The organism is Ruegeria sp. CDSB022 (genome assembly GCF_059611145.1).
The window spans coordinates 212,005-232,330 of the sequence record NZ_JBXWOZ010000001.1; the positions used below are offsets into that span (position 1 = coordinate 212,005).

Here is a 20,326-nt window from a genome sequence, read left to right on the forward strand (position 1 = left end):
CTGCGGTTGTATTCGCACAAGATGCGCGAGCTGAATGGGCCCGAGACAGGGGATCATAGAGAAATCGCGCACAAGCGAGCAGTGCCCGTAAATGGATCCATTATGGTGAATGACTATGACCCAGAAAGTATCGATAAGCACGATTGCGACTTGTCTGACCGCTGCATCGGCCATCCCAGCAGCGGCAGAGCTTAGATATAACAACAACAGCGGCGGTTATGTTGAGCTGTATGGCCAGTTTAACCCCGTAATTGTCTCGGTTGACGACGGGGATGAGACGGAAACCCGTTTGCTGGACAATGATCTGTCCAACAGCCGTGTAGGGCTGTTTTTGATGCAACCCTACGGTAGCAATGAGTTTACCTTCCGGTTCGAATCCGGTCTGGGCCTGCCGAGCACGGGGAGCGCCAACCAGGATGGGACAAATGCCGATGGTTGGAACCGTGAAGATATTCGGCACGTCGATTTTGCGCTGAAGGGGGGCTTTGGTAAGTTCTCTGCCGGGCAGGGCAGCATGGCCTCGGACGGGGCGGCAGAATCCGATCTGTCCTATGTTGGTACCGCGCTCTATTCCTTTACCAACGATGAGAATGGCGCATTTTTCTACCGTGAGGCTGATGGTATGCTCAGCGGCATTACCGTTGGTGACACCTCTGATAACTTCGATGGATCACGGCGCGGGCGCATTCGCTATGACACGCCGGATTTCAATGGGTTTTCAGCAGCCATAGCCTATGGTCAAAACATCCTGTCCAGCAGCGATGACGATGATTACTACGATGTGTCGGTGTCCTATGGAAATACCTTATCCAACGGGGTGGAGATTGCTGCATCCCTCGCCTACGCCGTGCGCGATTACGATAGCAGATCCGGGGAGAGAAAAGACACAATCGGGTCCGCCTCGGTTCTGCTGCCCAGTGGTTTCAGCGTAACCGCAGCTTTGGGTACAAGAGATGACACTTCCAGCGGTGCCAGTGACCCGAATTATTGGTATGCGAAGCTTGCGTATGAAGACGATTGGGTGTCATGGGGTAAGACTGGTATCGGCATCGACTATTTCGACGGATCTGATTTCTCGATCGACGGCTCGAGTACTAAGGCCTGGGGTATCGCTGTGGTACAGCGCATCGACGGTATTAATACCGATGCCTACTTGAAATACCGTAACCATGATTTTGATGACACCACGAGTTTCGATGACAACGAGGCTTGGGTGCTGGGTGCGCGCTGGAAGTTCTGATCCCGCGAACAATTCCTCAAGAACGCTCCGGCCAGGTCCGGGGCGTTTTTTTGGTCAAATCGGCGGCAAAACAAGGCTGATCCGGGCTTTGCCCCTTGCACGCGGGCGGCTGGGCAAATAGAAGGCCTCAAATTTGCCCGGCGCGCCGTTTTGCGCGCCCCGAATCCTATGGGGACTACCATAATGCAGGTTACCGAGACGCTGAACGAAGGTCTGAAACGCGGCTATAACATTGTCGTATCCGCAGCTGAGCTGGACGACAAAGTTAACGAGAAACTGGTCGAAGCACAGCCTGAAGTCGAGATGAAGGGCTTCCGCAAAGGCAAGGTACCGATGGCACTGTTGAAAAAGCAGTTTGGTCAGCGTCTGCTTGGCGAGGCGATGCAAGAAAGCATCGACGGTGCAATGAACCAGCATTTCGAAGACAGCGGTGAGCGTCCGGCACTTCAGCCTCAGGTGAAGATGACCAATGAGGATTGGAAAGAAGGCGACGACGTACATGTCGAGATGTCTTATGAGGCCCTGCCTGCCATCCCTGAGGTCGACTTGAAATCGGTTGAATTGGAAAAGCTGGTTGTCAAAGCCGATGACGCGGCCGTTGAAGAAGCGCTGGGCAACCTGGCTGAAACCGCGCAGGATTTCAAATCCCGCCGCAAAGGCTCGAAAGCCAAGGACGGCGACCAGATTGTGTTCGATTTTGTCGGCAAGGTTGATGGCGAAGAGTTCGAGGGCGGATCCGCTGAAGACTATCCGTTGGTTCTGGGTTCCAACAGCTTCATCCCCGGTTTCGAAGAGCAGCTGGTTGGCGTAAAGGCCGAGGAAGAAAAAGACGTAAACGTCACCTTCCCCGAAGAGTACGGTGCCGAGCATCTGGCCGGCAAAGACGCTGTGTTTACTTGCACCGTCAAGGATGTGAAAGAACCCGTCGCCGCCGAGATCAACGATGAGCTGGCCACCAAATTTGGTGCAGAAGACTTGGAAGCGCTGAAAGGCCAGATTTCAGAACGTCTGGAAGCGGAATATAGCGGTGCTTCGCGGGCAGTGATGAAGCGTGCTCTGCTGGACGCATTGGACGTGAAGGTTTCGTTTGATCTGCCACCGTCGCTGGTAGATGCCGAGGCCAAGCAGATCGCACACCAGCTGTGGCACGAAGAAAACCCGGAAGTGGAAGGCCACGACCACGATGAGATCGAGCCGACTGACGAGCACAACAAGTTGGCCGAACGCCGCGTGCGTCTTGGCCTGTTGCTGGCCGAGCTGGGCCAGAAGGCCGAAGTTGAAGTCACCGATGCCGAGATGACCCAAGCGATCATGAACCAGGCGCGCCAATACCCTGGTCAGGAACGCCAGTTCTTTGAGTTCGTGCAGCAGAACGCTCAGATGCAGCAGCAACTGCGCGCGCCGATCTTCGAAGACAAAGTCATCGACTATATCGTCGAGCTGGCCCAGGTTGCGGATAAAGAAGTCAGCAAAGACGACCTGCAGAAAGCCGTAGAGGCATTGGAAGAGGAGTAATCCTCTTCTGCCCATAGAATTCTTATGGGCACAAAAAACGGAGCCGTCTGAAAAAGACGGCTCCGTGTGGGTGGCTTTATGCTATGAGGTGAGGGGGTCAGGCCTCATGAGCAAAAGCACGGGGGGTCCTTAGCAGAGCAGTTTTCTGCTCTGGGGTGAACCGATCCGAAACTGCTTCGATCAGGTTCAATACAGCTTCGGTTTCGGCTTTTGTGGTTGCCGAATTCATCTGTTCGACAAAGTATTTTTCCATCTGGCTTAGTGGTTGGTGGTCGTAATTCGCCACACCTGTATCTGCCGGTGTTTTGTTTCTGGCATACTGATCTATTGCCTGCTCGTCAGTCAGGAATACATCGTGAGCGATGTTCGCATATTCCCGAATTCCGGAAATTCTCTCATCTGAGCAGTCCATCAAAGCGGCCATGGCTACGACTTTACCCATGGGCTTAGCACTGCCGAGGTAGTCATAAGGCGCGTTACCGGACCTTTGCAGAACGCGGTTCATAACTGGATCAATCACCGCGATCGAGTCAAGAACGCCAGCCGCTTTGGCATATTCGAAAGAGCCAATCATAACTTCGCTGGTCACATAGGATACAGAATTTTCACCGCGCCCTCGGCCCAGTTTTTTAGTATCGACACAGAACCGGGTGGCTTCCCAGACTTGCGCGCTCCGAATTGGAGGTTCTCCATCCAAGATCGAATGGAAAACATCGGACAGCATATGCGGTCCTTTGGTTTGCAGTAGTCTCATGCACCCGACAACGTCCCCCTCGTCGTCGATGCTGACTACATGTGCTGGATGCAGATCATCGAAGTGGTCGCGCTCGCGCCCATCCTCAATATTGACCTCCCAACCAAGGCGATCGCCGAAAACACGAGCGCGCAGTTTGAACATGTCATCCAAGACATCTTTGAACTTATGTTGATTAATACCATCAATAACGATGATCATTTCCATCCCCCTACAGTCTGGTTACCGTAGGGATTAGGTTAACCAAGAAATAAGCGCAGACTATTAGGGATTTCCCGTAGAAGTGCTTTTTTTTTGATTAACCAGGGGCAATTAGGCCCAGGCCGATCGCACGACCAATAGCCTGTGAGGTGGTCAGTGCGCCCAACTTTTCACGCCCGGACCGCATATGAACTTCGACGGTACGGTGTGAAATAGACAAAATATCACCGATATCTTGTTGCGACTTTCCATCAGCTACCCATTGGAGGATTTCCTGTTCGCGTGTGGACAGCGTGGGCAGGTAAAGAGCTTTGGCCAGCAAGCCGGATTGCATAACAGTATCGTGGGCTTGAACGGCAGCAAGTTGCAGATCACCCATGACATGTTTCTTTAGCTTATCCCATTCGGAATCCGAACAGTCCCGGGTAACGTTTAACAGTCCGCATTCACCATAAGGTCCACGAACAGGAACTGTTAACCCTCTGGAACTAATGCCAAAATCATGGGCGTCACGGAACACCGCGTTGAACTTCTCGTCCTGATCAAAGCGTCCCCAATCAACGGGTGCAATGCTTAGGACAGATTGATAAAGCGTCGGATCGAAGTGATGAAAGCCCTGGCTGCCATAGTGGATTTTCCACTCATCAGGATAGTTTGCATAGCCCTGCACATCACCTTTCACAGGGTTAAAGGTGGCATAAGACGCATAGTCGAAGCCAAGCTCTTCGCAGACGGCGTTTATAACGTCAGCGGCCGACTTCTCTGTGTGGTCGACCGCGGCCAAATCTATAAGTTTCACCTGTCCAACCCTTGTGGCGGCATATCTCTCCCCCAAGACATGCCAGACTTGTCCTTAGGGGTATACGTTGCGTCAACCACAGGGCATTGTGCAAGCAAATTGTTCGCCTTGTGTAGTCATATTGCGATGTAATGGCAACAGAATGGTCCGAAACAGCATGTCTCAGATGATTCGTTTCGGGGTAAATCCGGTTATTCCGGACGTAGCCCTGTTTCGACCAGCATCCCACGTGCCTTGGCTTCGGGATAGAACCCTTTTGCGTAAAGGAATATGGCGCGTTGCTGGTCGCCGTCGGACAATAGCCAAGCGCCCCGCAGATATTTCCCGGCAAATTCGAGATTTGTGTCTGCATCCAAAAGGCCTTTGGCGCTTCCAGTATATCCCATTGAACGAGCTGTGGCCGGCAGGATTTGCAGCAAGCCATAATAGGGCCGATTCACAGCCCAAGGTCGGTGGGTGCTTTCGCGAATTGCTAGCTTGTGCACCAGTTCGCGCGGCACTTCGTAGTGGTCGGCCCATTTGTTTATGGAGGCCCGCAGTTCCGGTGTTTCGTTGGGATAGAGCGGAGGATCAAACGTGTTCTGGGTTGGGGTATCGGGCCCTCCGCACGCCGCAAAGGGTGCAATTATCAATAATGCCAATACACTGCGGCGCAGAAGAAATGTCATTGATCGTCTCCGAATAGTTATTATGCGATGATAGGAAACCTATTGATGACCGCAAGCAAAGGCCGGGGCCCAAGCTGGATTTCGCCGGGCGGAGGCATAAAAAAGGCCGCACAGATCGTGCGGCCTTTCTTGTTCAATTCGAAACCCGAGGATCAGGCTTTGGCTTCGTCTTCTTCGGCCGAAGCATCCTGAGCAACCAGATCGTCGTCGTCGGAAGCGGCGGAACCGATATCGTCGAACAGCTCGGCGATTTCGAATTCTGCGGCGGCTTCTTCTTCGGCGGCCAGTTCCTGAATCGATTTGCCAGATGCCTGTAGTTCGGCTTCTTCTTGCGAACGAGCAACGTTCATTTCGATTTTCACTTCAACCTCGGGGTGCAGTTTAACTGCGACTGTGTGCAGACCCAGATCCTTGATCGGTGCAATCAAGGCAATCTGCTTCTTGTCGACAGTGAAACCTGCTTCGGTAGCGGCGTCTGCGGCGTCACGCGGGGTGACCGATCCGTACAGTGCGCCGGCATCCGAGGCCGAGCGAATCACGATGAATTGCTGTCCGTCCAGCTTTTCAGCCAGCGCTTCAGATTCTTTCTTGGATTCCAGGTTGCGGGCTTCAAGCTGCGCTTTCTGGGCTTCGAACGACGCGATGTTGGCGTCCGATGCGCTCAGCGCTTTGCCCTGAGGCAACAGGAAGTTGCGGGCATAACCGGACTTGACGTCAACGACGTCGCCCATCTGACCCAGTTTCGCAACGCGTTCCAGCAGGATAACTTGCATGTCAGTATCTCCTTACTTAACGGCGTAGGGCAGCAGGGCGAGGAAGCGGGCGCGCTTGATAGCACGGGCCAGTTCACGCTGCTTTTTCGCCGAAACGGCGGTGATGCGCGAAGGTACAATCTTGCCACGCTCAGAGATGTAACGCTGCAGCAGACGAGTGTCTTTATAGTCGATCTTCGGCGCGTTCTCACCCGAGAACGGGCAGACCTTGCGGCGGCGGAAAAATGGTTTTGCGGCCATGGTTTAGTGTCCTTTCTTCAGGCGTTAATCAACGGCGCTCGCGGCGGCCTTCGCGCTCGTCGCGCTTCTGCATCTGGACCGAAGGGCCCTCGTTGTGCTCGTCGACCTTGATGGTCAGAACGCGCATAACGTCGTCATGCAGGCGCATCAGGCGTTCCATTTCCTGAACGGCGCCAGCAGGAGCGTCGGTCTTGAGGAAGGAATAGTGACCCTTGCGGTTCTTGTTGATCTTGTAGGCCATCGTCTTGACGCCCCAGTACTCGCTGTCGATGACGTTGCCGCCATTGTCAGCCAGAACGGTGCCGAAATGTTCGACGAGGCTTTCTGCCTGCGCGTTGGACAAATCCTGACGCGCGATCATTACATGCTCATATAGTGGCATGTGCACTCCTGTTTCTATCAAGGCGCATTTCATAGGCGGGGCCGTTTCGTCCTTCGCGACCCTGCCACGAGAGGCTGCGCGATTCATGTCGTTTGCGAAGGATGGCCCGATATACACGTTTGTACGCTGGGGGCAAGGCCTGCCACAGATGCCTTTGTGAAGTCGCGCTATTTCCTCTGCGCTGCCCAATTCCTGACGCTTTTCGGCTCAAAGTTGTTTTGTATACCGGAAATTAACCGGACTGACAAAAGTTGGAACGGCAACCTGAGAAACAGGGTACTGAAAATGACCGCGATTAACACAAATACCTTCGAGAAATCCGCCACAGGCGTAAGTTTTGAAAAGTCAGTGCCGGTGCTCATTAGCTTTGCACCAAATTGGAAAGCTCGGATGGTTCTGGCCCGTGTGGCTGGTGCGCTACTGATAGTTTCTGCCTTTTCCATGTGGTTGATGCCCAGCACGGCAATGGCCGCTGAAGTCTGGCCGATCAAATTGGCGGCCTCGCTGATGTTCCTTCTGGTAGGTGTCAGCCTTCTGACCATCGAAGTTCTGGACGCGCGTCCTGATGCGTATTTTGACCCGATCCGCCGCGAGGTCCGGGTATTGCAAAAGAATGAAAATGGCCGCCCGCAGACAGTTTTGCGCCGGAGCTATGACAGCCTGGGTGGTGCCCGTTTCATTGAAGACCAGATCGAGTTGTTCGATGTGGACGGCAGCTTGTTGATGAAACTGCCGCTTGAATCGGCGGATGTCAGCCGAGCGCTCAAAGGTCAACTTAGCGGAAGTGTAACAATTTTCGCCTGAGTTTTATTCTGTTCAATTAAGAACAGATATTGTGAAATAATATTACTTGTGTGCTGCCCTAGGGCAGCACATTTTCGTTGTCGAGCAACCCAAGAGGTTTGCATCTACAAAATTGCGGAGATTATCATGAAATCCACCCTTCTTGCAGCAGCGCTCGCGGTTTCGGCCACAACGGCATTTGCCGGCGCCGAAAAATACGTTCTGGACTCCAGCCACAGCCAGGTTCTTTTCAGCTATAACCACCTTGGCTTCTCGACCACCCATGGCATGTTCTCGGGGTTTGAAGGCGAGATCATGTTCGATCAGGAAAACCCGGCTGCATCCAGTGTTACAGTTTCCATGCCAGTGGTCGAGATGATTACCGGTTGGAAGCCACGTGAAGACCACTTTATGTCCGAAGATTTCTTTGGTGTGACCGAAGGAGAAATGGTGACCTTTACTTCTACTGGTATCGAAGTCACGGGCGAAAACACTGCCAACATCACTGGCGATCTGACTATGAACGGCGTGACCAAATCGGTTGTTCTGGATGCCAAGCTGAACCAGGTGGGTGAACATCCTATGGCAGGAAAGCCCTGGGCCGGTTTCGACGCAACCACCACCTTGGTACGTAGTGAGTTCGACCTTGGTCAATTTGCGCCATTCGTGAGCGACGAAGTTGAACTTCAGATTTCAGTCGAAGCCCAGAAGGCCGACTAATACCATTACAACGAGTTGAAACGAGGCCGCCGGAGTAACCCTTCGGCGGCCCATTTTCTTAGTTGCCACGTTTTGCTGAAAGATCAACTGATACTGTAACAGCAAAACCCAGCGAATCCTCGGTCGACTGCGAAGTGCCGATGTCGAAATCCAGCCGGTTCAGTTCAAGCTGTCCTGAAATAGCTGCGCTGTCATCCTGAAGGTCGAGAGTAAATGGCAACACTACGTCCACACTCTTGTCGCGAATGGTCAACGCGCCGCGCGCTTCGTACCCGTCCTCAGTTTTGAAGAGATCAGCTTTGAATTGAGCGGTTGGAAATTGCGCACTGTCGAAGAAATCAGCACCCATTGCCTGATCTGTGACTGTCCCGAGCTTGAGCGACGTTATCGCGATTGTGACATCTGCTGATCCGGCTAAGCCCGGCGTGGGCGGATCTTCGAAAGCGATTGCAGCGGTCCAATCGGAAAAGCTGCCGGTTACCGGGCTGCCCAGCTGGGTGATGGTAATGCTTAGATTGCCTTCCTGGACGTTCCAGTCGGACTGTACCTGGGTCAGTTCTGCGACCTCTGTGCTAGCTGTAGATTGGTGGTCAAACGCGCCGATTGACCATCCTCCGACCAGAACGGCACCCCAAATGGCCAAAGAGGCCAATGCGGGCGTCATTGAATGGCTTTGCTCTGGCGGTTCCGGTGCATCCGAGGCGCCCGGCATCATTCGACGCAGCGTGCTGTCTTTGTCGATAATGTGGTGTTTTAGCGCTCCGGCGACGTGCAGCGCGACTGACCCGGCCAGTGTCCAGACGAACAGCCAATGCAGGCTTCCGGTCAGCTCTGCCAGAAACTCGGATTTTGGTATAAGGGGTAGGTCCTGTCCGAAGGGCCACAAAATCGGAGCGAAACCTTCGGCGGCAGCGTGATGGGTCCAACCGGTCAGTGGGGCCAGAACCAAAGATGCGTAAAGCAGCCAATGCACGGTTTCAGCTGCAAAGGCCTCGGGCTTGTTCTCGGCGTTCAATAGGCCGGGTTTGGTCTGCGTTATCGCCCACAAGATACGCGCGAGCGCGACGAAGAAAACAGTGATCCCGACGGTTTTATGGAGAGAAAAAAGGCTGGCGGCGCGTGCAATGTCATCTTCGGTTGTGGCTATTGCAGGATCGTAAATCGCATGGGCCAATCCGTTGGCGACCCACCCCAGAGGGAATGCGGTGAAGATAAGTAACGCGGTCAGCCAGTGAAAAGTTTTGGTTACGCTTCCATAGCTTGAGAAGGTGTTTGACGAAGGCATCTGAGGCTCCGGAAGGTGGATCGTATGCAACAACCTACCGCTACAAGCCTAGGACACAATAGCAAGGGATGCACAGAGCCGGTGCCAAAGTGCAGAGATCAGGCAAAGCTTGTGCCGCGCGGTCTGTCGGTTTACACCCCGCGGCAACCTAACGTCATCCAAGAGGTTGCAATGACACGCGCATTTGTTTTCCCGGGGCAAGGTGCCCAGACTATCGGTATGGGTAAGGCTCTGGCCGAGGCCTATCCGGCTGCACAGGCTGTATTCGACGAGGTGGACGAGGCGCTCGGGGAAAAGCTGAGCGATCTGATCTGGGAAGGTGATATTGCGGACCTGACCCTAACCCAGAACGCGCAGCCAGCGCTAATGGCGACCTCGATGGCTGCGATGCGAGCCCTGGAGGCCAATGGGATTTCGATTGCGGATGCTGGTTTTGTCGCTGGGCATTCGCTGGGGGAATACTCCGCGCTCGCTGCGGCAGGGGCATTGTCGGTCGCTGATACGGCGCGCCTTTTGCGCACCCGCGGGCAAGCGATGCAGAGTGCGGTTCCCGTTGGAGAGGGCGCAATGGCCGCTATTCTTGGATTGGATCTTGATGCTGTGCGCGCTGTTGCAGACCAAGCTGCCCAGGGTCAAGTTTGTCAGGCTGCCAATGACAATGATCCCACACAAGTCGTGGTATCAGGCGCAAAGGCTGCTGTGGAACGCGCCGCCGAAATCGCCAAAGAAAAAGGCGCCAAGCGCGCGGTCATGTTGCCCGTCAGCGCACCTTTCCACTGTGCATTGATGCAACCTGCAGCTGATGTCATGGCCGAAGCCCTGGCAAATGTCGAAATCAAAGCTCCTGCCGTGCCATTGGTTGCCAATGTGCGGGCCGAGGCTGTCACAGATCCCGATCTGATCCGTGGGTTGCTGATCGAGCAGGTCACAGGTTCGGTTCGCTGGCGCGAAAGCGTACTGTACATGGTTGCGCAAGGCGTGAGTGAAACTTGGGAAATCGGGGCGGGCAAAGCTCTGTCCGGTATGATTCGCAAAATTGACCGTGCGATCGTTGGTAAAGCTGTCGGTACGCCTGATGACGTGCAGAATGTGACTCAGGCCGAATCGTAAGACACCGAGCATCAAGAGGAAGACCGAATGTTTGATTTGACAGGTAAGAATGCACTGATCACCGGTGCATCGGGCGGGATCGGTGGCGAAATTGCGCGAAGTTTGCATGCGGCCGGTGCAACTGTGGCTTTGTCTGGAACGCGAGTTGAGCCGCTACAGGCTCTGGCCGAAGAATTGGGTGAATGCGCCCATGTTCTGCCCTGCAACCTGAGTGATGCCGAGGCGGTGACAGCCCTTCCGAAGCAGGCTGCTGAGGCAATGGGATCGGTTGATATCCTGGTGAATAATGCCGGGATCACGCGAGACAATCTGTTCATGCGCATGTCCGATGAGGAATGGCAGAGCGTGATTGACGTCAACCTGACATCTACTGCTCGGCTGTGCAAAGGCGTTTTGAGGGGCATGATGAAAGCGCGCTGGGGCCGGATCATTAATATCTCATCGGTGGTGGGTGCGACTGGGAACCCGGGTCAGGCCAACTATGCTGCATCCAAAGCAGGCATGGTGGGCATGACCAAATCGTTGGCCTATGAGGTTGCCAGCCGTGGAATCACCGCCAATGCGGTGGCACCCGGTTTCATTACGACTGCGATGACCGACAAACTGACCGAGGATCAGAAATCTGGGATTTTGACGCAGGTTCCTGCCGGTCGTATGGGTGACCCCTCGGAAATTGCTGCGGCTGTGCTGTATCTTGCAAGTGCCGAAGCCGGATATGTTACCGGAACCACCTTGCATGTGAACGGCGGTATGGCCATGTTGTGAGCGCGGATCGAGGTGGGCGCGAAAGCGTTTGCCTCGGGCGTTGTCTGTGTTATAGGCGGCGCACATATGCAGGGGCTGGCCGGACGGTCAACCTTCTACTTACCCGGTAATCGGGGACCTAAACCGCCCAGAACGGGCACATCAAGGCCAGCCTGAGCGGGCAAGGGCAGAACCGGGCACTATGCCCTGAAATGAAATGAGGAATAGACATGAGCGACGTCGCAGATCGCGTTAAAAAGATCGTTGTTGAGCACTTGGGTGTTGAAGAAGATAAAGTGACCGAAAACGCGTCCTTCATCGACGATCTGGGTGCAGACAGCCTGGACACTGTTGAACTGGTTATGGCCTTCGAAGAAGAGTTCGGCATCGAGATTCCTGATGACGCAGCCGAAACCATCCAAACTTTTGGCGACGCCGTCAAATTCATCTCTGAAGCGTCTTAAGACCTTCTTTATCCGCTAAAACGGCGCTTCCGGGCAACGGAGGCGCCGTTTTTTTTGCCCAGCCGGAATTCGCGCTTGCCAGATAGCTATTGACCCGCAACCATTTACGCGAGGCAGGAAATTCTGAGCGGGCAGGGCATGCTACGATCCACCCCGATGATAAATACGGCACGTCTGATGCTTTGCGCTATGCGTCCCGACGACTTTAGTCGTTACGCTGAGATTTGGCGGAACCCTTGTGTTGTGCGCCATCTTGGCCGGGAACCGTTATCGCGGGGCGAAGCGTGGGAATCCTTTCTGAGGAATGCCGGCCACTGGCAGATGGCCGGTTTTGGCCAATGGGCCGTCTTTCGACAGTCGAATCGTCAGATGATAGGTCAAGCTGGCTTTTTCTATCGTAACCGAGGGTTAGGCGACGACTTCGACAGCTTTCCCGAGGCCGGATGGCTATTGGCACCAGAAGCCCAGGGGCAGGGATTTGGTCTTGAAGCGGCTCAGGCCGCACATGACTGGTTTGACAGAATAATGCCTGGACCACTGGTTTCCCTGATTGATGCTGAAAACCACGCGTCGCAGAATCTGGCGGCAAAGCTTGGTTATGAGCTCATGGCCGAGCGCGACTATATGGGAAGTCAGGTGAACCTGCTGAAAAGAAACGGGCCGCCCAAACTGGCTTAACCTTTCTCTTTGATCGTGCCGCAAATTGCCTTTGGTTTGCCGAAACTGGAAATTCTCGCCGATAGGGTTGAGGGTATGGTATCCTTTATTGACGTTGCGATTGAGCGGAGGAGCAAGCTCATGAGGATTTACCCTACGATGGAACTGCAGAACGGCCGCTGTGTCACACTGGACAAGGGTCGTCTGGATGAGGCCATGATTTGGCACGTGAATCCCGCAGAAACGGCGCGCAGTTGGGCCGATGCTGGAGCCGAGTGGATGCACTTGACCGATTTTGACGCGATTGAAGGGCGCGATACCAATTCGGAGTTGGTTGAAGAGATCATCCGTTCTGCCGAAATCCCTGTGCAGTTGGCAGGTGGTATGAGATCGCGCGAGCAAGTCGAGCATTGGATCGACAAGGGCGCAGGCCGGATTGTTATCGGCACTATGGCTGCGTGGGATCCAAATCTGGTGAAAGAACTGGCCAAACTCTACCCGGACCAAATCGTTCTGGCCGTGGACGTATGGCAAGGCTCAGTGATGACCGACGGTTGGCGTAGTCAAAGTGCGTTTACACCAGAGGCCTTTATCGAAGCGTTTTCAGAAACGCCGTTTGCGGCAATTCTGGTCACTGATATCGATAGCGACATGGAAGACGTTGAGGCACAGCTGGGCCTGATCTCGGGGCTGGCAGAGACATCTCGCACACCGATCATCGCAAGCGGTGTGGTCCGCACGACAGATGATATCTCGCGGTTGGCTTATATCCCGAATATTTCGGGCGCCTTGGTTGGCCGCGCGCTGTTCAGAAAGACGCTCGAGCTTTCAGATGCGCTGAATGTTGCCAGCACAGCGCACGAACCGGTTGCGGCGTTTCAGTAAGATTTCTTCCAAAACAACAGGTTCCGCCCTTTCATGTCCAGTGAAAGGGCGGGCTTTCATCTGGCCAGGAGCCGCATTGCAAGAGTGTATACTGTAGATGTTCCGCTCAATCTGCTTGTATGATGATTGCGCCTTGCTCTTGCCCCCGCACCCCGGCCCGGGGTATGAGCGTTTCTCAAACAGGAAGCAGGCAAGAGGCATTTTATGCGCAGAGTCGTTGTAACCGGTCTTGGGTTGGTCACTCCATTGGCCAGCGGGGTCGAGGAAACATGGTCGCGGTTGCTGGATGGGGAATCCGGTGCAGGCCCGATCACGCAATTTGATGCTGAGGCAAGTGGGGTCACCACAACGTATGCCTGCGAAGTTCCGCGAGGCGACGGCACCGACGGGACGTTCAATCCTGACGACTGGATGCCGCCGAAAGAGCAGCGCAAGATCGAAGACTTCATTCTGTACTCGATTGCAGCTGCTGAAATGGCCTGCAAGGATTCCGACTGGCTGCCCGAGGATGAAGAGGCGCGTTTGCGCACTGGTGTTCTTATCGGTTCAGGTATCGGTGGGCTGGGCTCCATTGCAGCAACGGCTAACCTGATCCGTGACAAGGGCCCTCGACGGGTGTCGCCTTTCTTTATTCCAGGCGCGCTGATTAACCTGGCCTCGGGTCAGGTGTCGATCCGCCATGGATTCAAAGGCCCGAACCATTCGGTTGTGACTGCATGTTCGACCGGTGCTCACGCTATTGGTGACGCAAGCCGCATTATCCGTGCCGGTGACGCTGACGTAATGGTTGCCGGTGGTGGCGAAGGGTGCATTTGCGAAATCGGTATCGCTGGATTCAACGCTTGCAAGGCGCTGTCGACCAAATACGCGGATAACCCCAAAGCAGCCAGCCGCCCCTATGACGTCGACCGAGACGGTTTTGTCATGGGTGAAGGTTCGGGCATCGTTGTTCTGGAAGAGTACGAGCACGCAAAAGCGCGTGGCGCGAAAATCTATGCCGAAGTTCTGGGCTATGGCATGTCCGGTGATGCCTATCATATCACCGCACCCAGTGAGGACGGCGATGGCGCAGAGCGTTCTATGAACGCAGCGCTACGCAGCGCGGGGCTGGAGCCGAAGGACCTAGACTATATTAACGCGCATGGCACATCGACCATGGCCGATACCATTGAATTGGGTGCGGTCGAGCGTCTCCTGGGCGAGCATTCGGCGAATGTAACCATGAGTTCGACCAAATCGGCCACGGGCCATCTGTTGGGCGCTGCAGGCGCGATCGAAGCCATTTTCTCGATCCTCGCAATCCGCGATCAGGTTGCGCCACCGACGATCAATTTGGACAACCCAGCGGTCGAGACACCGATTGATCTGGCTCCGAATGCCAAGCGTGAGCGCAAGATTGATGTGGCGTTGTCAAACTCGTTTGGATTTGGCGGCACCAATGCAAGTGTGATCTTCGGAAAGGTCAGCTAAATGTGGCGCGCGATGGCCTCCAACATGCTGACCATCCTGGTGGTCGGCCTGTTTCTTGCCGGTGGACTGATTTTATGGGGGCAGGCGCGATACAAGAATGCGGGCCCTCTGGAAACTGCGATGTGTTTGCAGGTCGAACGTGGCTCGAACATGACGCAGGTCAGCCGACAGCTGGAGGATCAGGGCGCGATCAGCAGCGCTACTATATTCCGTATGGCGGCGGATTATACCGACAAGGCACCTCAGCTGAAGGCAGGCAGCTTTCTGGTCCGCGAGGGTGCTTCGATGGAGCAGATCATTGATGAGATTACGCGGAGCGGGGCCAGTACCTGCGGATCCGAGATTGAGTACCGGATCGGTGTAACCCGCATACAAACCCGTGTACGCGAATTGAACCCCGCAACATTGGACTTCGATGAAATCGCATCGTTCGATGTAGCGGAAGAAGAAATACCCGCGGCTTATACCCAAAAGCGCGAAGACTCAGACACACGGTACCGGGTCTCGATTGCTGAAGGTGTTACATCCTGGCAAGTGGTCGAGGGTCTTAAGCAGATCGACGCGTTGACGGGGGAAATCCCTGAAATACCGGCCGAAGGGGCGCTGGCACCGGACAGCTATGACATTGTGCGAGGTGCCGATCGGGCGGCAATCCTGCAGTCGATGCAGGATAAGCAGCAACTGCGCATTAACGCCGCCTGGGAAGGGCGGCAGGATGATTTGCCAATCAATACCCCCGAAGAGATGCTGATTTTGGCGTCAATCATCGAAAAGGAAACTGGTGTTCCGCATGAGCGTGGACAGGTCGCTAGCGTATTTGTAAACCGGCTTGAGCGAGGCATGAAGCTGCAGACGGACCCGACTGTAATCTATGGTGTCACCAAGGGGCAGGGCACGTTGGGCCGAGGCCTGCGCCGCAGCGAACTGCGCCGTGCAACGCCTTGGAACACTTATGTGATTGATGGGCTCCCGCCAACACCTATCGCAAATCCTGGTCTTGCAAGTCTTGAAGCCGCAGTTTCGCCCGAAGCGACTGATTTTGTTTTCTTTGTTGCAGATGGCACCGGCGGACATGCTTTTGCCGAGACACTGGATGAGCATAATCGAAACGTCGCCAAATGGCGTGAGATTGAGGCCGAGCGCCAAAGCACCGGAAATTAAAAAAGGCGCCGCTAATAGCGGCGCCTTTTAGATTTAGGCGGCGGAGGATCGACGCGGTCGCCGACGTTTTGGGCCTCCGGGATTGCCCGACTTGTTAGCTGCTTGCGGTTTTGGACCACGGCGACGGAACCCTCCGCCTTTCCGCGATTTTGCGGGTTCGGCGAACTCGGGCATTGTGCCGCTGGCGACCGGAACCTCAATTTTCATCAGTTTCTGAATCTGCTTCAGTTGATCCAGTTCATCCGGTGCACAGAAAGCGATCGCCTCGCCTTCGCGACCGGCACGGGCGGTTCGGCCAATGCGGTGGACGTAGTTATCCGGCACTTCGGGTAGGTCGTAGTTGATGACATAGGCAACGCCCGGGATGTCGATGCCGCGAGCGGCCACGTCTGTTGCCACCAAGACATTTATTTCGCCTGCGCGGAAAGCTTTGATCGCCCGGTCACGCTGTCCCTGACTTTTGTTGCCATGGATCGAGGCGGCGTTGAAGCCGTCGGCCACGAGACCCTTCATCAGCTTCTCGGCGCCATGTTTTGTACGCGAAAACACCAGCGTCAGAGCTTCTTTGTCCGCAGATAAAATCTCCCGCAGTTTGCTCGGTTTTTCCGCGCGGCTCAGGAAATGAACCGATTGGGTGATCTTGTCGGCGGCTTTACCCGGAGGGGACACTTGAATGCGTTGCGGGTTTGTCAGGTAGGCCTGGCTGAGTTCTTCCATCTGCTTGGGCATAGTGGCAGAGAACAGCATCGTTTGGCGGGGCGTGCCCAACTGCGGTGCAATCCGGCGCAGAGCATGAATAAAGCCCATGTCCAGCATCTGATCGGCTTCGTCTAGTACCAGATGACGTACCGAGCCGAGGTCGACTGCTCTGCGTTCCATCAGGTCGATCAAACGACCAGGGGTGGCAACCAGAATGTCTGTGCCGCGTGCCAGAAACGAAATCTGCCTACTGATGGACTGACCGCCAACAACTGTCGCCACACGCAGCTTCGTATTCGTGGTCAAATTGCGCAGGCTATCTGCGATTTGGTTGACCAGTTCACGGGTCGGGGCAAGGATCAGAGCCTTGGCGGTTTTCGGCGCAGGCTTGCCGGTCTGAGCCAGCAGGTGGTCGATCAGAGGTAGGCCAAAAGCCAGCGTCTTGCCGGTGCCGGTCTGGGCAAGGCCCAGAATATCGTGCCCCTGCAATGCCATGGGGATTGCCTGGTTCTGAATCGGAGTGGGTTGTGAAAAATTGGCGCGTTTCAATGCGTCATTCAGGGCCGGGGCAAGACCCAGCATATCAAAGTCGAACAAATATCATTCCTTTTTTGCCCCTGGCGACTGGATCACCACGGGCGACATAAATCAGCAGCGCAATATGCGATGCCAACAGGGTTACGCTAAGACTCTGGATGCACAGGCGTTTCCTGCGGCATCCGGCCGTCGCATTCAGAACCCTGCGTGAAGGGGAACTATGGGGTGAATCGAGCGCTGTGGAGCAGGTCGGACCTGCCAATGCTCACGCGTCAGCGCTTTGTTAAGGCGCTCATGCAGGTTGCGGGGCGGAATGTCAAGCTGTGCGTTATAGATCACATCCGGCGAAAAGGATCGTTGTGGGCTGTCTGCAACCTTTAAGCAGTGAGATTGACCGCTTGGTTGATCGCAAAACCTGTTCTTACAGCTCGATATGTAGGGAAGGGCATCCGCGCGGCAGTTTCAATGTCCCGTCGGATCCAGTCGAGCGCCTCTAGCTGTTGAAGGGACGACGACAGCGCCCGATCCGTGATCGATACCAAATCCGATTTGATGGCGGAAAAGCGGTGCGGAGTGCCGGTGAGTGCCAGGATCGGGACGGTCCAGGATTTACGGACGAGCTTGAACTTGGTGTCATCCGGAACGGCGTTTACGATTGCGCTGGCCATACTGGCGGCTTCGATCCCCGGCAGGGTTAATCGGAATTCAGGGCGCAATGGGTGCCCGTGGCCCGGATTCCTTTCGATCAGGTCAAGGCGTATGAGATGGTCCAGACTTGCCGCGAAGGCAGTTCTTCCTGCGCTGGTGGCAGCAAGCAGAGCGGCCTGCCTGCCAGGAGTGCCGGAATGCATGAGTGCCAGAATATTCAGCGACCAAGCTCGGGAGGTCAGCTTGACAAGCAAATTAATGTCCATAAAGTATAGTTAATATAATTTAGCTCAAAAGGAAAGATTGATGCCCCTTGTTTCTTTGAAAAACACGATCACCCTTGCGATTTCGGTTCGGGACCGCCATGCAAGCGCCGAATGGTTCAGCGACAAATTGGGGTTTGAACTTTCCCATCACATAGACGAGGCGGGTTGGAGTGAGATGCGCACCAATGTGGATGGCGTCACATTGGGTTTAGGAGAGCAGGCCGAGCCCTCACCGGGAAATTGTGTTCCAGTGTTTGAGGTCGCCGATATCTCCACCGCGCGCAGTGCGTTAGAGGATGCAGGGGTGGCATTCGACGGTGCGACGGAAACGATCGAAGGAATGGTCAGCACGGCCACGTTTTATGATCCGGATATGAATGCGCTGATGCTGGCACAGGATTTGACTGGCAGCAGCTAAAGACGCGCGCGGGGAAGAAATTGTTAACCTGCACCGAACGTTCCCTGTTGCGTGGGTGTTGCGCAATTCATTGACTTTTCGAACTTAATTTGGTACGAACTGTGTCATGCTAGAAGAAGTGAGCAACGGCCTCGGGGTAACATCCGGCGGCCGTTTTTCGTTTCTCTCGTGCGGAGAAAACTCACGCATGAGGTCAATACGCAAACATGACATTGATTACCCCGGAAGAGCGGATTTCCCAAACGGCTGACTTGTTGCAGTCACTTGAGACATCCATTCGCGGTCTGCGCAAAGCAGCGGAAGAACTGCGCAGGCAGATCAGTGCCGGGGAGGATGCAGATATTGCTGGTGCAGGTAAGCAACTGGGACAGCTTGAGGGGCTGATCCGAAGTTGCCAAAAAGTGGAGACAAGCTTTGTCGAACAACATCACAGACAAGCCGGAGTTGCTCAAGGGGGCTATGCGCTCGACCTTGATCGGGCACGATCTGAGATCGGGTGCAGGCTGGCTCGCCTCCGCGCCTGTTGCGGTGCAGGACAGATTTCTGAGTGAGATCGGGGAGGGGGGGCTGTGCGCCCTCCCTTTCCTGTTTGAGTTCTGGGCGCTGCCGCATCAATTGCCGCCAGAAGGTGACTGGCGGTCCTGGGTGATCATGGGCGGGCGCGGAGCCGGTAAGACCCGGGCCGGGGCTGAATGGGTGCGGTCTATGGTCGAGGGGTCTTTGCCGTTGGACACGGGTAAGGCGCGCCGGGTGGCTCTGCTTGGCGAGACGTTTGATCAGGTGCGCGACGTGATGATCTTTGGCGTTAGTGGGATATTGCAATGCTCACCACCGGATCGTCGACCTATTTGGAAGGCGTCAGAGCGAAAACTAGTCTGGCCAAATGGGGCCGAGGCGCAGGCTTTCTCGGCCCATGATCCTGAGGGGTTGCGCGGGCCACAATTCGATGCGGCCTGGGTTGACGAGCTGGCCAAGTGGAAAAAGGCTGGGGAGACATGGGATATGCTGCAGTTTGCTTTGCGGTTGGGGGATCAGCCCCGGGTCTGTGTGACAACCACGCCGCGCAATGTGAAAGTTTTGAAGGATCTGCTGGCGTCGCCGTCCACGGTGCAGACCCATGCGCCGACCGAGGCGAACCGGGCCAATTTGGCGGGGTCGTTTCTAGCCGAGGTGCGCGCGCGCTATGCCGGTACACGGCTGGGGCGGCAGGAGCTGGATGGGGTGCTATTGTCGGATGTCGAGGGGGCGCTGTGGACAGGTTCGATGCTGGAGGCGGCGCGGGTTAGCCAAGTGCCAGAGTTGGACCGCATCGTGGTGGCGTTGGACCCGGCGGTGACGGCGGGGGCGGCTGCGGATGCTTGCGGGATCGTCGTCGTTGGAGCGTGTTTGCAAGGGCCGCCCGAGGAGTGGCGCGCCTATGTGCTGGCCGACCGGACGGTGCAGGGCGTCGGCCCGGCGGGCTGGGCGCAGGCGGCGATTGATGCGATGGATGAATTTGGGGCCGAACGGCTGGTGGCTGAGGTCAATCAGGGTGGCCAGCTGGTGGAAGAGGTCGTGCGGCAGGTGGACCCTCTGGTCCCGTACCGCGCGGTGCGGGCGTCACGCGGCAAGTTCGCGCGGGCGGAGCCTGTGTCGGCCCTGTACGAGCAGGGGCGGGTGGCGCATGTGGCCGGGCTGGACGCGCTGGAGGAGCAGATGTGTCAGATGACCGCGCGGGGGTATCAAGGGCAGGGCTCGCCCGACCGGGTCGACGCGCTGGTCTGGGCGCTGCATGAGTTGGTTGTAGGGCCTGCGGGGGCGTATCGGCGGCCTAGGGTGCGGAGTTTGTGAGGATAAAAAAAGGCGGAGAGCGGCGGTTGAAGGACTGATCGCGGTCCGAAGTGACGTAGCCAGCGATTTATGCTAGG

23 protein-coding genes are annotated in these 20,326 nt (G+C 55.6%); 14 read left to right on the forward strand and 9 right to left on the reverse strand.

The features are described 5' to 3' along the window. Positions 1 to 115: 115 nt before the first annotated feature. The gene (locus AC2FIZ_RS01050) at positions 116 to 1,240 is read left to right on the forward strand and encodes a porin (protein WP_281994453.1); all 1,125 of its coding nucleotides are present in this window, start codon (positions 116 to 118) and stop codon (positions 1,238 to 1,240) included. A gap of 183 nt (positions 1,241 to 1,423) precedes the next feature. Then, the gene (gene tig / locus AC2FIZ_RS01055) at positions 1,424 to 2,755 is read left to right on the forward strand and encodes a trigger factor (RefSeq protein ID WP_271948081.1); all 1,332 of its coding nucleotides are present in this window, start codon (positions 1,424 to 1,426) and stop codon (positions 2,753 to 2,755) included. A 97-nt stretch (positions 2,756 to 2,852) separates the two neighbouring features. Here the strand turns inward: tig and AC2FIZ_RS01060 are convergent, their stop codons facing one another. The 6 genes from AC2FIZ_RS01060 to rpsF all read right to left on the reverse strand — a co-directional run bounded on the left by AC2FIZ_RS01060 (position 2,853) and on the right by rpsF (position 6,572). Continuing rightward, entirely contained in the window at positions 2,853 to 3,710 is an 858-nt protein-coding gene (locus AC2FIZ_RS01060; protein ID WP_281971914.1) for an acyl-homoserine-lactone synthase, read from the reverse strand. A 97-nt stretch (positions 3,711 to 3,807) separates the two neighbouring features. Then, positions 3,808 to 4,509 carry a helix-turn-helix transcriptional regulator gene (locus AC2FIZ_RS01065; RefSeq protein ID WP_185956601.1) on the reverse strand — a complete coding sequence of 234 codons (702 nt, stop codon included), beginning with the start codon at positions 4,507 to 4,509 and terminating at the stop codon, positions 3,808 to 3,810. Between the two features lie 191 nt (positions 4,510 to 4,700). Next, the gene (locus tag AC2FIZ_RS01070) at positions 4,701 to 5,177 is read right to left on the reverse strand and encodes a lytic transglycosylase domain-containing protein (RefSeq protein ID WP_281971915.1); all 477 of its coding nucleotides are present in this window, start codon (positions 5,175 to 5,177) and stop codon (positions 4,701 to 4,703) included. Positions 5,178 to 5,329: 152 nt separating this feature from the next. Then, positions 5,330 to 5,950 carry a 50S ribosomal protein L9 gene (gene rplI, locus AC2FIZ_RS01075; RefSeq protein WP_142633139.1) on the reverse strand — a complete coding sequence of 207 codons (621 nt, stop codon included), beginning with the start codon at positions 5,948 to 5,950 and terminating at the stop codon, positions 5,330 to 5,332. Between the two features lie 12 nt (positions 5,951 to 5,962). Further along, a complete protein-coding gene (gene rpsR, locus AC2FIZ_RS01080) occupies positions 5,963 to 6,190 on the reverse strand; it encodes a 30S ribosomal protein S18 (RefSeq protein WP_005608650.1) in 228 nt (75 codons plus the stop codon). Between the two features lie 28 nt (positions 6,191 to 6,218). Continuing rightward, complete coding sequence (gene rpsF / locus AC2FIZ_RS01085; RefSeq protein ID WP_142633142.1) at positions 6,219 to 6,572, reverse strand: 30S ribosomal protein S6; 354 nt, start codon at positions 6,570 to 6,572, stop codon at positions 6,219 to 6,221. Between the two features lie 285 nt (positions 6,573 to 6,857). Between rpsF and AC2FIZ_RS01090 the strand changes: the two genes are divergently transcribed. Continuing rightward, positions 6,858 to 7,376 (forward strand): hypothetical protein, encoded by a 519-nt coding sequence (locus tag AC2FIZ_RS01090; RefSeq protein ID WP_142633144.1) that lies wholly within the window; start codon positions 6,858 to 6,860, stop codon positions 7,374 to 7,376. A gap of 126 nt (positions 7,377 to 7,502) precedes the next feature. Beyond that, complete coding sequence (locus AC2FIZ_RS01095) at positions 7,503 to 8,075, forward strand: YceI family protein (protein ID WP_281971916.1); 573 nt, start codon at positions 7,503 to 7,505, stop codon at positions 8,073 to 8,075. Between the two features lie 58 nt (positions 8,076 to 8,133). Here AC2FIZ_RS01095 and AC2FIZ_RS01100 read toward each other — a convergent pair whose 3' ends face one another. Next, complete coding sequence (locus AC2FIZ_RS01100) at positions 8,134 to 9,360, reverse strand: cytochrome b/b6 domain-containing protein (RefSeq protein ID WP_281971917.1); 1,227 nt, start codon at positions 9,358 to 9,360, stop codon at positions 8,134 to 8,136. 171 nt (positions 9,361 to 9,531) lie between these two features. Between AC2FIZ_RS01100 and fabD the strand changes: the two genes are divergently transcribed. The 7 genes from fabD (at position 9,532) to mltG (ending at position 15,851) form a co-directional block, all read left to right on the forward strand. Beyond that, the gene (gene fabD / locus AC2FIZ_RS01105) at positions 9,532 to 10,470 is read left to right on the forward strand and encodes an ACP S-malonyltransferase (protein WP_271947631.1); all 939 of its coding nucleotides are present in this window, start codon (positions 9,532 to 9,534) and stop codon (positions 10,468 to 10,470) included. A gap of 27 nt (positions 10,471 to 10,497) precedes the next feature. Then, a complete protein-coding gene (fabG, locus tag AC2FIZ_RS01110) occupies positions 10,498 to 11,235 on the forward strand; it encodes a 3-oxoacyl-[acyl-carrier-protein] reductase (RefSeq protein WP_496790459.1) in 738 nt (245 codons plus the stop codon). Positions 11,236 to 11,444: 209 nt separating this feature from the next. Beyond that, entirely contained in the window at positions 11,445 to 11,678 is a 234-nt protein-coding gene (locus AC2FIZ_RS01115) for an acyl carrier protein (RefSeq protein WP_005982462.1), read from the forward strand. Positions 11,679 to 11,855: 177 nt separating this feature from the next. Further along, entirely contained in the window at positions 11,856 to 12,356 is a 501-nt protein-coding gene (locus AC2FIZ_RS01120) for a GNAT family N-acetyltransferase (RefSeq protein ID WP_342781993.1), read from the forward strand. A 120-nt stretch (positions 12,357 to 12,476) separates the two neighbouring features. Beyond that, positions 12,477 to 13,220 carry a 1-(5-phosphoribosyl)-5-[(5-phosphoribosylamino)methylideneamino]imidazole-4-carboxamide isomerase gene (locus AC2FIZ_RS01125; RefSeq protein WP_271947626.1) on the forward strand — a complete coding sequence of 248 codons (744 nt, stop codon included), beginning with the start codon at positions 12,477 to 12,479 and terminating at the stop codon, positions 13,218 to 13,220. A gap of 204 nt (positions 13,221 to 13,424) precedes the next feature. After that, positions 13,425 to 14,690, forward strand: a complete 1,266-nt coding sequence (gene fabF, locus AC2FIZ_RS01130) for a beta-ketoacyl-ACP synthase II (protein WP_142633158.1) — start codon at positions 13,425 to 13,427, stop codon at positions 14,688 to 14,690. Then, positions 14,691 to 15,851, forward strand: coding sequence for an endolytic transglycosylase MltG (mltG, locus tag AC2FIZ_RS01135; RefSeq protein ID WP_271947623.1), 1,161 nt, complete (start codon positions 14,691 to 14,693; stop codon positions 15,849 to 15,851). Positions 15,852 to 15,884: 33 nt separating this feature from the next. On the opposite strand, the gene AC2FIZ_RS01140 is transcribed toward mltG, so the two are convergent. Beyond that, the gene (locus AC2FIZ_RS01140; RefSeq protein ID WP_142633162.1) at positions 15,885 to 17,147 is read right to left on the reverse strand and encodes a DEAD/DEAH box helicase; all 1,263 of its coding nucleotides are present in this window, start codon (positions 17,145 to 17,147) and stop codon (positions 15,885 to 15,887) included. Positions 17,148 to 17,464: 317 nt separating this feature from the next. Continuing rightward, on the reverse strand, positions 17,465 to 18,001 hold the full coding sequence (locus AC2FIZ_RS01145; RefSeq protein WP_142633164.1) for a winged helix-turn-helix transcriptional regulator: 537 nt from the start codon (positions 17,999 to 18,001) through the stop codon (positions 17,465 to 17,467). Positions 18,002 to 18,041: 40 nt separating this feature from the next. Here AC2FIZ_RS01145 and AC2FIZ_RS01150 point away from each other — a divergent pair, with 40 nt between their 5' ends. The 3 genes from AC2FIZ_RS01150 (at position 18,042) to AC2FIZ_RS01160 (ending at position 20,249) form a co-directional block, all read left to right on the forward strand. Further along, positions 18,042 to 18,419 carry a VOC family protein gene (locus AC2FIZ_RS01150; protein ID WP_271947618.1) on the forward strand — a complete coding sequence of 126 codons (378 nt, stop codon included), beginning with the start codon at positions 18,042 to 18,044 and terminating at the stop codon, positions 18,417 to 18,419. Positions 18,420 to 18,625: 206 nt separating this feature from the next. Further along, a complete protein-coding gene (locus AC2FIZ_RS01155; RefSeq protein ID WP_281994458.1) occupies positions 18,626 to 18,970 on the forward strand; it encodes a hypothetical protein in 345 nt (114 codons plus the stop codon). Continuing rightward, positions 18,879 to 20,249: a DNA-packaging protein gene (locus tag AC2FIZ_RS01160; RefSeq protein WP_496790460.1), complete on the forward strand. Its 1,371-nt coding sequence runs from the start codon at positions 18,879 to 18,881 to the stop codon at positions 20,247 to 20,249. Before AC2FIZ_RS01155 ends, AC2FIZ_RS01160 begins: the two co-directional genes overlap by 92 nt. Positions 20,250 to 20,326: the final 77 nt, after the last annotated feature.